Raw genomic sequence first — 12,979 nt, 5'->3', positions numbered from 1 at the left:
GCCCCGAAGGCCTCGGCCTGACACGATGGCGGTATGACGGAGGAACCCGCGGTACGACGGGAACGGGCACTTCGCGCGGCGGTCGGGCAGGGACTGATCGGCACCGACAGGCCGGTGGTGGGGCTGCTGGACCTGGACGGGGTCCGGGCAGCCGCCGCCGATCTGCGGGCGGCCTTCGCGACGCCGGGGGTGGAGGTCACACACACCTTCGCGGTCAAGGCCGCGTCCCTGGTGCCGGTGCTGCGGCTGCTCTCCGAGGAGGGCATCGGCGCGGAGGTCGCCAGCCCCGGTGAACTCGCCCTGGCCAGGGCCGCGGGCGTACCCGCCGGAAGGATCGTGCTGGACTCCCCCGCCAAGACCCCGGACGAGCTGCGGGAGGCGCTGGCCCTCGGCATCGCCCTCAACGCCGACAACCCGCAGGAGCTGGCGCGCCTGGACCGGCTCGTGCCGCCCGGCACCACCGCCGCCCCGCTGGGCCTGCGGGTCAATCCCCAGGTCGGCGCGGGCAGCATCGGCGCGATGAGCACGGCCACCGCCACGTCGAAGTTCGGCGTCGCCCTGCGCGACGAGGGCGCGGCGCAGTGGGTGGTCCGCGCCTACCTCGACCGTCCCTGGCTCACCCGGCTGCACACCCACACCGGCTCGCAGGGCGTGCCCCTGGAGCTGATGGCGGCCGGCGTCCGCGCGGCGTACGAGCTCGCCGAACGGATCAACGCGGCGGCCGGGCGCCGGCAGGTCACCACGCTGGACATCGGCGGCGGCCTGCCGGTCAACTTCGCCTCCGACGAGGTCCGGCCGGGCTTCCGCGCCTACGCCGACGCGCTCCGCGCGGCCGTGCCCGGGCTCTTCGACGGGCGGTACGCGCTGGTCACCGAGTTCGGGCGGTCACTGGTGGCCAAGCAGGGCACGATCCTGGCGCGCGTGGAGTACGCCAAGACGGCCGGGGGCCGCGCGATCGCCGTGACGCACGCCGGCGCCCAGGTCGCCACGCGCACCGTCTTCGCGCCCGGCGCCTGGCCGCTGCGGGTCCTGGCGCTCGACCCGGAGGGACGCCCCAAGGACGGCGCCCCGGTCGTCCAGGACGTCGCCGGGCCGTGCTGCTTCGCGGGCGACCTCGTCGCCACGGCGCGCGAGCTGCCGCTGCTCGCGGAGGGCGACCTCGTGGCGCTGCCCGACACGGGCGCCTACTACTTCTCGACGCACTTCGCGTACAACTCGCTGCCCCGCCCCGCCGTCCACGGCTACTCCGGGCCCGGTCCGGACTTCCGCACCCTGCGCCGTGCCCAGACCCTCGAGGACCTCGTGCGGGAGAGCGGCGGCTGAGCCACGGCCGCGCGGCCGTGGCTCGTTCACCCGGACGGGTCAGCGGGCCGCCGCGGCGCGGCGGCGGGCCGAGCCACCGGGGCCCGCGTCGCCGGCCACGGGTCCGGTGGCCTCGTAGCCGGGGACGGACGCTGCGGCGGGGCCGCGTCCCACGTACTCGGGCCGGACCCACAGCAGCGTCTCGTGCGCCCGCTCCCAGCGCCCCAGGCGCACCGCCTTGGCCCACAGCCCCGCCCCGGCGCCCGCGAGCAGCATCCCCGCCGCGGCGGGCGCGGCCACGCCGGACGCGAGGGCCACCACGAACGCCGCGAGCAGCCACCACCGCCGGGCCCGGGTCCAGGCCCGCGCGGTGACCCGGCGGTCCTGGAGGAAGACGCCCCGGGGCGCGCGCTCGGCCGCCTCCGCGAGGGCCGTGTACCGCCGCCGGCGCACCAGGAAGGCCACCACCGCGGCGACCACGAAGAGTGCGGCGCCACCCAGCACCCCGATGCGGCGTCCGGTCAGTCCGGGCACGAAGACCCCGACACCCGCCGCCACGACCCCCAGCCACCACAGCCACCGCGCCGGCACCCGTACCAGGACCGCCACCCGCGCCAGCGCATACGCTCCGCGCACCACCGCTGTCTCCTCCTCCACGGCTCGTTCCGTCAGTGCTGGGGAGGGAGGTTACTCACGGAACATCAAAATTCCGTGAGAACGGCACCGCGTGCGGGGCCACGGAGGCGGTGCTACCACTGAGGACAGGGGCCTTCGGGGCTGGAGTGGTGCGTATGAACATCGTGGTCGACCTCAATCGCTGCCAGGCCTACGCGCAGTGCGCGTTCCTCGCTCCCGAGGTCTTCGAGCTGCACGGCGAGGAGGCCCTGCTGTACGTCCCGGCCGTCCCGGAGGACCAGCGAGAGCGCGTCCACCGGGCCGCGGTGGCGTGCCCGGTGCAGGCCATCCTCGTGGGCGGGGCGGCGGGTGCCGATGTCCGGTGAGCTGCGCGACGGGCGCATCGTCATCGTCGGCGCCTCCCTGGCCGGTCTGCGAGCCGCCGAGACGCTGCGCGACGAGGGTTTCGCGGGGTCTCTGACGCTGGTGGGCGACGAGCCGCACCCGCCGTACGACCGGCCGCCGCTGTCCAAGCAGGTGCTGCTCGGGCGGGTGCCCGCGACGGCGACCGGGCTCCCGGCACGCCGCCCGGTGGACGCGCAGTGGAAGCTGGGCGTCGCCGCCACGGGGGTCGACGGGATCGGCCGGCGCGTCTTCCTCGCGAACGGCGAGGAGCTGCCCTTCGACCGGTTGCTGATCGCCACCGGCACCCGCGCCCGGCCCTGGCCGAACCCGGCCGAGGCCGCCCTTGACGGTGTGTTCGCGCTGCGGACCAGCGACGACGCGGCCGGGCTCGCCGAACGGCTGGACGCCGGGCCCCGGCGGGTGCTGGTGATCGGCGCCGGTTTCACGGGCTCGGAGATCGCCTCCGCCTGCCGGGAGCGGGACATCCCCGTGACCGTGGTGGAGCGCGGCCCCGCGCCCCTGGTGGGCGCGCTCGGCGGGACGCTCGCCGCGGTCGCCGCCGAGATGCACCGCAGGCACGGGGTGGACCTCCGCTGCGGGGTACAGGTCACCTCCCTGGAGGGTGACGGCCGGCTGACCGGCGCCCGGCTCTCCGACGGGAGCACCGTCGAGGCGGACGTGGCGGTGGTCGCCCTCGGCGCGGTCCGCAACACCGAGTGGCTGGCCGAGTCCGGCCTGGCCGCCGGCCCGCGCGGCGTGACCTGCGACGCCGGCTGCCGTGCCTTCAACATGTACGGCATCGTCACCGACGACGTGTTCGTCGCCGGTGACGTGGCCCGCTTCCCGCACCCCTTGTTCGGCTACCAGCTGCTCGCCCTGGAGCACTGGGGCAACGCGGTCGCGCAGGCCGAGGTGGCGGCGCACAACATGGTCAGCGCGGGGCCGTTCCGGCGGCCGCACCTGGCCGTGCCGACCTTCTGGTCCAGCCAGTTCGGCCACAACATCAAGTCGGTGGGTGTGCCGACCTACTCCGACCAGGTCGTCGTCGCCCAGGGCTCGCTGCGCGAGGCCCGGCTGGTCGTCGTCTACGGCTACAAGGGCCGCATCACGGCGGCGGTGTCGGTGAACCGGGCCAAGTGGCTGGACTACTACCAGAACCTGATCGAGACGGCCGCGCCGTTCCCGCCCGAGCCCGGGGCCGCCGACCGGACCGCCCCGATGATCCCCCTGCCGTCCGACGTGCCCGACCCCGCGGTGCTCTCGCACGGCCCGACGGTCGCCCTCACCGGTCATCTGCCGGACCGGCGCCTGACCCTGGTGCGGCACGGCGGCTGAGGCCGCCGCCGACCGCGCCGCGGACGGGCCGTGGCAGGACGCCGCGGCCCACGACGACGAGGAGCCCCCGCGCATGGCTGCGGACACGCTGTTCCGAAGGATCACCGACTACGCCAGCCGGCCCGATCCCTACCCGCTCTACGCCGAACTCCGCGAGAGCAAGGTGGCGCCGCAGGACGACGGCAGCTACCTCGTCGGCACGTACCACGAGATCACGGCCCTGCTCCACGACCCGCGCATCAGCTCCGACCGGCGCCACCGCAGCGACCCGCAGGAGGCCCGGCTGGCCGGGGAACTGGCGCCGTCCTTCATCGGCGTGGACGATCCCGAGCACGACCGGCTCCGCCGCACCGCCATGCGGCCCTTCGGCCCGCCGCACACCCCCGGCCGGGTCGACGCCATGCACGGTGAGATCGTCCGGATCGCCGACGGCCTCGTCGCCGGGCTCCGGGACAAGCAGCGCATCGACGTCGTCGACGACTTCGCCTACCCGCTCCCGGTCACCGTGATCTGCCGGCTGCTGGGCGTGCCCCGGGAGGACGAGCCGATGTTCCGCGGCTGGTCGGACGCGATCGTCGGCGGACTCGACCTCAACCCCGACGAGGACCCCACGCAGCGCACGCAGGCCGCCACCGAGGCCCGCAGGGCGATGGGGGTCTACCTGGGCGGGCTGGCCGAACAGCGGCGCGGCAAGCCCTCCGACGACCTGCTGTCGGCGTTCGTCAACGACCAGGACCCGGCCGGCGGGCTGAGCCAGATCGAGCTGATGGTGACCTCGGTGCTGCTGCTCGTCGCCGGTCACGAGACCACCGTCAACCTGATCACCAACGGCATGCTCACCTTGCTGCGCCGGCCCGACCAGCTGGACCTGCTGCGCCGCGAACCGGCCCTGATGCCGCAGGCGGTGGAGGAACTGCTGCGGTTCGAGCCGCCCGTGCAGATGCTGCCCCAGCGCACCCCGCTGGTGGACGTCGAGGTCGCGGGGGTCACCGTGCCCAAGGGGGCGCCCCTGGTCCTGGTGCTCGCCTCCGGCAGCCGCGATCCGCGGCGCTTCCGGGACCCGGACCGCTTCGACCCGCAGCGCACGGACAACCAGCACCTGGGCTTCGGCAGCGGCGTCCACAGCTGCTTCGGGGCGCCGCTCGCCCGGCTGGAGGCGCAGATCGCCCTCACCGCGCTGCTGCGCGACCTGGACGGCCTCCGGCTGGCCGAGGACCCGCCGCCGTACCGGCGAAGCCCGGTGCTGCGCGGTCCCCGCCATCTGGTCGTGGAGCACGACGGGGTGCGCGCCTGACCCGGCGTCCGACCCGCCGCCTGCCCCGGGGCCGGGCCCGGTCGCGGCGGGGGCCGCGGGGGCGGCTCACTCCACGAACAGGCCCTGCGCCGCGGCCTTGGCGTCGAACTCCTCCAGCCGCGCCTGCGCGTCCGGCAGCCCGTCGCACATGGCCTCCAGCAGCACCCGCCCGAGCAGCATCGGCGCGCACGCGGTGTCGAAGGCGAGCCCCGTGCCGACGGCCGCCGGGAGCAGGACGTCGGAGTGGGCGGCGACCGGCGCGAAGGCGCTGTCGGCGACGGTGACGACGGTCAGCCCGGCCGAGCGGGCGTACTCCAGGGCCTCGACCACCTCACGGGGATGCCGGGGCAGCGCGAAGCACAGCAGGGCGCTCGCCCCGGCCCGCACGGCCGCGTCGACGCGGTCGGCGAGCATGCTGCCGCCCTCGTCGAGGAGACGGACGTCGGGGTGCACCTTGGCCGCGAAGTAGCCGAAGCCGCGGGCCTGGGCGGCCGCGGCCCGCAGCCCCAGCACGGGCAGCGGCCGGGACGCGGCGAGCAGGGCGCCCGCGCGGGCGACCGGGGCGGGGTCGGCGAGCAGCGCGGCGAGGTGCCGCAGGTTCTCGATCTCGGCCTGCACGGCCTCCTGGTACTCGTTGTACCGGTCGCCGGCCGGCTGCCCCTGCGGCGCCGCGGCGGGGGCGACGTCGCGCAGGTGGCGGCGGAGCGCGGGGTAGCCGTCGAAGCCGAGCGCGACGGCGAAGCGGGTCACGGAGGGCTGGCTGACCCCGGCCAGTTCGGCGACCTCGACGCTGGACAGGAAGGGCGCGTCGGCGGCCCGCCGCACGAGGCAGTGCGCGATGCGGCGCTGGGTGGGCGTGAGCCGGTGCGCCTCGAACAGCTTCATCAGGCGCGCGGACGCGGTGTCGGTCCCGTCGGCTCCGGTGGCGTTCTCGGTGGCCATGACGCCCTCTCCGGTCGGCCATTCATGTGCCGATGACTCTGCATGATTCTATGCAGGAGGGCAAGGCGCCCCGGCTCACACGGGCGGCAGCAGCTTCTTCTGCGGCTTGCCCATCGCGTTGCGCGGCAGTTCGGTCAGGAAGCGGACCTTGCGCGGGCGCTTGTGCACCGACAGGTGACCGGCCACGAAGTCGATCAGCTCGCGCTCGCCCACCCCGTCCGCCACCACGTAGGCCACGATCTCCTGGCCGAGGTCGGTGTGCGGGGCGCCCACCACGGCCGCCTCGCGCACCGCGGGGTGGTCCAGCAGGGCGTTCTCCACCTCGCCCGCGCCGATCCGGTAGCCACCGGACTTGATCAGGTCGGTGGAGGCCCGGCCGACGATACGGTGCATGCCGTCCGGCTCGATCGCCGCGATGTCCCCGGTGCGGAACCAGCCGTCCTCGGTGTACGAGGCCGCGGTCGCCTCCGGCCGTCCCAGGTAGCCGTCGAAGAGGGTGGGCCCGGTGAGCTGGAGCTCGCCGATCTCCGCGCCCGGCTCGGCCGCGATCCGGGTGCGGATCCCCGGCAGCGGCAGCCCGACGGAGCCGGGGCGCCGCTCACCGGCCGCCCGGGTGCTGACCGTGATCAGGGTCTCCGTCATGCCGTAGCGCTCGACCGGCCGCTGCCCGGTCAGCGCCTCCAGCTCGCGGAAGACCGGCGCCGGCAGCGGCGCGCTGCCGGAGACCAGCAAGCGGGCGCCACGCAGCGCCCGGGCGGACTCCGGGTCCCCCGCGACCCGGCCCCAGACGGTCGGCACGCCGAAGTAGAGGCTGCCGCCCGCCGCCGCGTACGCCTGCGGGGTGGGGCGGCCGGTGTGGACCAGACGGCTCCCGGTGCGCAGCGCGCCGAGCACGCCGAGCACCAGACCGTGCACGTGGAACAGGGGCAGCCCGTGGACGAGGGTGTCCTCCGGCGTCCACTCCCAGGCCCCGGCGAGGGCGTCGAGTCCGGCGGCGACCGCGCGGCGCGGGACGAGGACGCCCTTGGGCGCCCCGGTGGTGCCGGAGGTGTACAGGACGAGTGCCGTCGTGTCCGGGTCCGGCTCGGGGGCGTCCCAGGACCGGCGCTCGGTGAGCACGACCGGGGGCGCCTGCACGGCCCCGGAGTCGCGCAGGATGTGGTCGCGCTCGGCCGGTCCCGCGTCGGGCGGCACCGGGACGACCGGGACGCCCGCGAGGAGGCCGCCGACGACCGCCACGACCGTCTCCAGGGACGGCGCCGCGTGCACGGCGACCGCCGGGGCACCCGCGACGCGCGCCGCGAAGGCGCCCGCGGCACCGAGCAGTTCCTCGCGCGAGCAGGCGCGTCCGTCGACGGTGACCGCGTCGGGGCGGTCGGACGGGGCGTGGTGGAGGGCGGTCAGCAGGCGCGGCGCGTGTCCGGTCACCCCACGACCCTACTGGGGCGACCCCCGGGAAGGTTCGGGGGTTTCCCCCAGTGCCACCGGGCCGACCCGTCCGTACGGTGGCGTCATGGACGCCCTTGACCCAGAGCTCAAGAAGGAATTCGCCGCCACCATCCAGGCGCGCAAGGACTTGGGGGAGGAGTACGAGTCGGCCCTCATCGACTCCTTCCTGGAGAAGATGGACCGGCGCATCGACTCCCAGGTCGAGCGGCGGGTACGCCGCGAACTGGCCGAGCACCAGACGGCGTTCGCCCGTGCCGGGCGCCGGGTCGGCCCGGAGGCGCGCGGCCATGGGGGCGGCCGTTTCGGCGCCCGCTACGGCTTCGGGGCGTTCTCCTTGATCATGGCGATCCCGCTGTCCGCCATCGCGGCCGACAAGGGCGACCTGCCCGGGCTCCTCGTCGCCTGGGTCGGCATCGTCGCCGTCAACGCCGCCCATTCGCTGGGATGGCTGTTCAACGAGCGGGGCAGCGCGCCGCGCCGCGGCAAGGACCCGGACGCCTGGGAGGACTGACGGCCCTGAGGCGGCGGGCGGCCCCCTCCCAAGCCGGAACGCGTCCGCGGCGGGGCGCCGCACGAGTCGAGGACGCATGGCCCGACCCGCGGGTGCCCGACTCCGCGGTCGCAGCCGGCGCCGCGCCGGGGAAGGCCCTTCGACGGCGGGCCCCGGGGGTCCGACGCGCCGCCGCCTTCCCGCGCTACGCGGTGAGCAGTGCCACGACGCGGCGGGCCGCGGTCTCGTCGCGTGCCGCGGCGAAGGGAAGCGGCCCGGCGGCCATGCGGAACGGCAGCCCGTCCGCGCCCAGCACCGTTCCGCCCGCCTCGGCGACCAGCAGGACGCCGGCGGAGTGGTCCCAGGGGTTGTCGTAGGCGTAGGTGGCCGCGTCGAGCCGCCCGAGCGCGACGTCGAGGTAGTCGCAGCCGGCGGAGCCGCTCGCCCAGGGCTTGACGCCGTGCGCGGCCCCCAGCTCGTACAGCCTCCGGTGCTGGTCTGCGGTGAGGTGCGCGGGCCGGGCGCCGGCCACCAGCAGCACCTCGTCCGCGTCCTGGGCGCCGCCGGTGCCCAGCCGCAGCGGACGGCCGCCCACGTGCGCGCCCTCGCCGCGCCGGGCGGTGGCGAGGACCCCGTCGACGGGCCGGTACGTCCAGGAGGCGAGCAGCTCACCGCGCGCGGCGAGGGCGACCTGGGTGACGAACGCGGAGTCGCCGCGGACGAAGTTGGAGGTGCCGTCGACCGGGTCGACGATCCAGACGGGAGCCTCGCCCAGCAGTGCCCCGAGCAGCGCGGGGTCGGCGTGCACGGCCTCCTCGCCGATGACGGCGGAGCCCGGCAGCAGGCGGGTGAGCGTACGGGTGAGGCGTTCCTCGACCCGGCGGTCGGCGACCGTGACGAGGTCCAGCGGGCCCTTCTTCTCGTCGACGTCGCCCTCGGCGAGGCGGCCGAAGCGGGCGAGCGCCTCCTCGTCGGCCACGGTGCGTATGGACTCCTCGACGGCTGCGAACGTCTGTGCGCTGATCACGGCGGCCACTCAACCAGAAGAGCGGCCCGCGCGGGGACGCGGACCGCTCTTCCACAGATTGCGCGGGAACCGCCGCACCCCCGGTCACCCGGGGGGCGGGACGACGGCGGTCCCCGCGAGGGACGTGGGCCGGATCAGGGCCGGGCCACACGTCCTGGGGTCACCATGGAGGTCCGGGAGCCGCTCCGGAGGTCCTTGGCGCCACATCCGTGGTGTCGACCGGGCGACCGGTGTGCCGTCCGCCGACATCCACCAATGTGCCGGACCCGTGTTAAGCGCGTGCTGCGGCCACGTGACGTGGGTGTACCACTTCCGCGAACCCGTGGCGGACCTCCCGGGGATTCCCGGAGTCGTCCCGGGTGCCGCTACTTGGCCTCCTCGGCGAGGAAGGCGAGCAGGTCCTGGCGGCTGACCACGCCCGTCGGCTTGCCCTCGACCAGCACGATCGCCGCGTCGGCCGAGCCCAGCACGGCCATCAGGTCGCCGACCGGCTCGCCGGAGCCCACCTGCGGCAGCGGCGCGCTCATGTGCCGCTCCAGCGGGTCGTCCAGGGTGGCGCGCTTGGTGAACAGCGCGTCGAGCAGCTCCCGCTCCACGACCGACCCGATGACCTCGGCGGCCATGACGTCGGGGTGCCCGGCGCCCGGCTTCACGATCGGCATCTGCGAGACGCCGTACTCGCGCAGCACCTCGATGGCCTGGCCGACCGTCTCCTCGGGGTGCATGTGCACCAGCTGCGGGATGCCGCCGTCCTTGCGGTCCAGCACGTCGGAGACGCGGGCCTGGCCGGTGCCCTCCTCCAGGAAGCCGTAGTCGGCCATCCACTCGTCGTTGAAGATCTTCGAGAGGTAGCCGCGGCCGGAGTCCGGCAGCAGGACGACCACGACGTCGTCCGGGCCGAGCCGCTCGGCCACGCGGAGCGCCGCGACGACCGCCATGCCGCAGGAGCCGCCGACGAGCAGGCCCTCCTCCTTGGCGAGGCGGCGGGTCATCTGGAAGGAGTCCTTGTCCGAGACCGCGACGATCTCGTCCGCGACGGTGCGGTCGTAGGCGGTGGGCCAGAAGTCCTCACCGACGCCCTCGACGAGGTACGGCCGGCCGGAGCCGCCGCTGTACACGGAGCCCTCCGGGTCGGCGCCGATGACCTTCACCCTGCCGTCCGAGGCGTCCTTCAGGTAGCGGCCGGTGCCGGAGATGGTGCCGCCGGTGCCGACGCCCGCCACGAAGTGCGTGATCTTCCCCTCGGTCTGCTCCCACAGCTCCGGGCCGGTGGAGTGGTAGTGCGAGGCCGGGTTGTTGGGGTTGCTGTACTGGTCGGGCTTCCAGGCGTTCGGGGTCTCGCGCACCAGCCGGTCGGAGACGTTGTAGTACGAGTCCGGGTGCTCGGGGTCCACGGCGGTGGGGCAGACCACGACCTCGGCGCCGTAGGCCCGCATGACGTTGATCTTGTCCGCGGAGACCTTGTCGGGGCAGACGAAGATGCAGTGGTAGCCCTTCTGCTGGGCCACGATCGCCAGGCCGACGCCCGTGTTGCCCGAGGTGGGCTCCACGATCGTGCCGCCGGGCTTGAGCTCGCCGCTCTTCTCCGCGGCCTCGATCATCCGCAGCGCGATGCGGTCCTTGACCGAACCGCCGGGGTTGAAGTACTCGACCTTGGCCAGGACGGTCGCCTGGATTCCTGCCGTCACGCTGTTGAGCCTCACCAGCGGGGTGTTGCCGACGAGGCTGATCATCGAGTCGTGGAACTGCACCATTGTCTCCGGGTTCTCCGTGATTGTGAGGCCAGGGTAAGCGGTTTTCCGGTGGGGGGTCGCCCACGCCGGCACCGGGCGCCGCATGCTTCACATTGGTGTTACGTACGCCCCGGAAGGTCCGGTTGTAGAGTCACACCGTGGCGCGATCACGACACGTCGCTGTTACGACACCGGGCTTACACAACCGGGGGGTGGGCAATGCCTGACCAGAAACACCCGGACACCACCGAAGCGGGCACGGGCAACACCGACTACGCCGCCGCCCTCAGCGGCCTGGCCGCCGTGGAGTCCGGCCTCGCCTCCGTGCGGGAACGGCTCACGGCGCTCGCCGCCGTGCGCCCGTCCCGGCCGGCCGAGCCGGTGATGCCGGGCGGGATCGCCGAGGTGATCCACGGCGAGACGGAGCAGCAGCACATGATCGAGCAGCTGCAGCGCGAGGCCCGCAAGGAGGTGCTGACCTTCGTGCGGCCGCCGTACGTCGCCGCGGCCGGCAACGTCGTGCAGAAGGAGCGGCTGACCGCCGGGGTCGAGTACCGCTCCCTGTACGAGACGACGGCCCTGGTGTACCCCGGGGCGGCCGACATGCCGGGCTTCGTCGAACCGGGCGAGCTGGCCCGGGCGGCGCCGACCGTGCCGATGAAGCTGATGATCGTCGACGCCGAGCGGGCGCTGCTGCCGCTGTCCGGCGGCCGCGACCGGTCCGTGGTCTCCTCCGCCGGCCTGCTGCTGCTCCACCCCTCGGTGCTGGTCGACGCGCTGCTGGAGCTCTTCGAGGACCGCTGGCTGCGCGGCACGCCGCTGCGCATGCCCTCGCTCGGCGAGACCGAGGAGGACCCGGAGTTCCCCGGCTCCCCCGAGCTCGACGAGCAGCTGCTCTCGCTGCTGATGTCCGGGCTGCCCGACAAGGCGATCGCCTCCCAGCTGGGGATATCCCTGCGCACGCTGCAGCGCAGGATCCGGTCCCTGATGGAGTCCACCGGAACCGCCAACCGCACCCAGCTCGCCTGGTTCGTCGCGCAGCAGCGGCTGACCTGAGTCCGGGCCGCCCAGCGGTTGCGGCGGGCATCGGACGGGGCAACAAATCGTTGTACGGGTCGGGCCACGAGGGTCCGCACACCCGGCGCGGGAGGTGGACGTTGTCCAGGGCAAGGGTGGCGCGGCGGATCGCGACGGCCGCCGCGTACGGAGGTGGCGGCATCGGGCTGCTGGGCGGCGCCGCGGTCGGCCTGGTGCTGACCGAGGCCGCGCTCGCCCGCAGGACCGTGGGCGGCTCCGACGCCGTCCCGCCCCGCGCGGACGGCGTCTACGGCGCCGCCTTCGCGCTGAGCACCGACGAGCGGCCGATCGTGCTGGCCCTCGTGGGCGACTCCACGGCGGCGGGGCAGGGGGTGCACCGGGCGAGCCAGACCCCCGGCGCACTGCTGGCGTCCGGGGTGGCGGCGGTGGCGGAACGGCCGGTGCGGCTGGTCAACGTGGCCAATCCCGGCGCACAGTCCGACGACCTGGCCCGCCAGGTCGATCTTCTGCTGGGGCCCGCTCCCGGTACCGCGCCCGGTCTGTGCGTGATCATGATCGGGGCGAACGACGTGACCCGGCGGATGCCGCTGGCCGTCTCGGTGCGGATGCTGTCCGACGCGGTGCGGCGGCTGCGCGAGGCCGGCTGCGAGGTGATCGTCGGGACCTGCCCCGACCTGGGCACGATCGAGCCGGTCTACCAGCCGCTGCGCTGGATCGCGCGGCGGCTGAGCCGCCAGCTCGCGGCCGCGCAGACCATCGCGGTGGTCGGCCTCGGCGGCCGCACCGTGTCGCTGGGCGACCTGCTCGGGCCCGAGTTCGAGTCCCGGCCCCGCGAGATGTTCGGCCCGGACAACTACCACCCGTCGGCCGAGGGCTACGCGACCGCGGCCATGGCGATGCTGCCGACGCTGTGCTCCGCGGTCGGGCTGTGGCCCGAGGAGGACGAGCGCCCCGACGCCCGGCGCGGCGAGGGCTTCCTCCCGGTGGCCCAGGCCGCCGCGGAAGCCGCCGGCGAGGCCGGCACCGAGGTCACCGCGGCCGCCGGCACGGTCTCCGGCCCCCGCGGCCGCTGGGCCCTCCTCAAGCGCCGCCGCCGTCGCCGCCTCCCCGACGCGACGGAACCCGCCGCCACGGCGGCGGCCGAGGCCGCCCAGAACTAGCGCCTCCCGGCGGGCTGCGGACCCTCCGGGCGGCGGTGCCCGCCGCCGCCGTCCGCGGGTCCGCTGCGCCGGCGGCGCGGGCGTCTCCCACCCACCCGCCCGAACTCCGGGCCACGGGATCACGGACGCGCAAGGGGGTACGCGCCGTGCGGCAACCCGCCGCCGCCGTCCGCGGGTCCGCTGCGCCGG

12 protein-coding genes are annotated in these 12,979 nt (G+C 75.0%); 7 read left to right on the top strand and 5 right to left on the bottom strand.

The annotated features are described in order from the left end of the window. Positions 1 to 33: 33 nt before the first annotated feature. Positions 34 to 1,323 carry a type III PLP-dependent enzyme domain-containing protein gene (locus tag ACFV3E_RS35685; RefSeq protein ID WP_500538976.1) on the top strand — a complete coding sequence of 430 codons (1,290 nt, stop codon included), beginning with the start codon at positions 34 to 36 and terminating at the stop codon, positions 1,321 to 1,323. A 39-nt stretch (positions 1,324 to 1,362) separates the two neighbouring features. On the opposite strand, the gene ACFV3E_RS35680 is transcribed toward ACFV3E_RS35685, so the two are convergent. Next, a complete protein-coding gene (locus tag ACFV3E_RS35680; RefSeq protein WP_500369049.1) occupies positions 1,363 to 1,941 on the bottom strand; it encodes a hypothetical protein in 579 nt (192 codons plus the stop codon). A gap of 152 nt (positions 1,942 to 2,093) precedes the next feature. On the opposite strand from ACFV3E_RS35680, the gene ACFV3E_RS35675 reads away from it, so the two are divergent. The 3 genes from ACFV3E_RS35675 to ACFV3E_RS35665 all read left to right on the top strand — a co-directional run bounded on the left by ACFV3E_RS35675 (position 2,094) and on the right by ACFV3E_RS35665 (position 4,951). After that, positions 2,094 to 2,303, top strand: a complete 210-nt coding sequence (locus ACFV3E_RS35675) for a ferredoxin (protein WP_500538974.1) — start codon at positions 2,094 to 2,096, stop codon at positions 2,301 to 2,303. Beyond that, positions 2,293 to 3,657, top strand: a complete 1,365-nt coding sequence (locus ACFV3E_RS35670) for an NAD(P)/FAD-dependent oxidoreductase (protein ID WP_500369047.1) — start codon at positions 2,293 to 2,295, stop codon at positions 3,655 to 3,657. Before ACFV3E_RS35675 ends, ACFV3E_RS35670 begins: the two co-directional genes overlap by 11 nt. 73 nt (positions 3,658 to 3,730) lie before the next feature. After that, a complete protein-coding gene (locus ACFV3E_RS35665; protein WP_500538972.1) occupies positions 3,731 to 4,951 on the top strand; it encodes a cytochrome P450 in 1,221 nt (406 codons plus the stop codon). Between the two features lie 66 nt (positions 4,952 to 5,017). Here the strand turns inward: ACFV3E_RS35665 and ACFV3E_RS35660 are convergent, their stop codons facing one another. Both ACFV3E_RS35660 and ACFV3E_RS35655 read right to left on the bottom strand, forming a co-directional pair. After that, a complete protein-coding gene (locus tag ACFV3E_RS35660; RefSeq protein WP_499512202.1) occupies positions 5,018 to 5,893 on the bottom strand; it encodes a MurR/RpiR family transcriptional regulator in 876 nt (291 codons plus the stop codon). Positions 5,894 to 5,968: 75 nt separating this feature from the next. Continuing rightward, positions 5,969 to 7,321: an acyl-CoA synthetase gene (locus tag ACFV3E_RS35655; protein WP_500538970.1), complete on the bottom strand. Its 1,353-nt coding sequence runs from the start codon at positions 7,319 to 7,321 to the stop codon at positions 5,969 to 5,971. Positions 7,322 to 7,406: 85 nt separating this feature from the next. On the opposite strand from ACFV3E_RS35655, the gene ACFV3E_RS35650 reads away from it, so the two are divergent. Beyond that, positions 7,407 to 7,853 (top strand): hypothetical protein, encoded by a 447-nt coding sequence (locus ACFV3E_RS35650; protein WP_499512204.1) that lies wholly within the window; start codon positions 7,407 to 7,409, stop codon positions 7,851 to 7,853. A gap of 184 nt (positions 7,854 to 8,037) precedes the next feature. Here ACFV3E_RS35650 and ACFV3E_RS35645 read toward each other — a convergent pair whose 3' ends face one another. After that, entirely contained in the window at positions 8,038 to 8,859 is an 822-nt protein-coding gene (locus ACFV3E_RS35645; protein WP_500538968.1) for an inositol monophosphatase family protein, read from the bottom strand. Between the two features lie 365 nt (positions 8,860 to 9,224). After that, a complete protein-coding gene (locus tag ACFV3E_RS35640) occupies positions 9,225 to 10,610 on the bottom strand; it encodes a cystathionine beta-synthase (RefSeq protein WP_500328702.1) in 1,386 nt (461 codons plus the stop codon). A gap of 201 nt (positions 10,611 to 10,811) precedes the next feature. Here ACFV3E_RS35640 and ACFV3E_RS35635 point away from each other — a divergent pair, with 201 nt between their 5' ends. After that, a complete protein-coding gene (locus tag ACFV3E_RS35635; protein ID WP_500369038.1) occupies positions 10,812 to 11,648 on the top strand; it encodes a helix-turn-helix transcriptional regulator in 837 nt (278 codons plus the stop codon). Between the two features lie 116 nt (positions 11,649 to 11,764). Further along, on the top strand, positions 11,765 to 12,790 hold the full coding sequence (locus ACFV3E_RS35630) for an SGNH/GDSL hydrolase family protein (protein WP_500372726.1): 1,026 nt from the start codon (positions 11,765 to 11,767) through the stop codon (positions 12,788 to 12,790). Positions 12,791 to 12,979: the final 189 nt, after the last annotated feature.

The organism is Streptomyces sp. NPDC059718 (genome assembly GCF_042733315.1).
GTDB lineage: Bacteria > Actinomycetota > Actinomycetes > Streptomycetales > Streptomycetaceae > Actinacidiphila.
The sequence above is the reverse complement of the archived record's forward strand: the minus strand, read 5'-3'. Positions and strand labels throughout refer to the sequence as shown.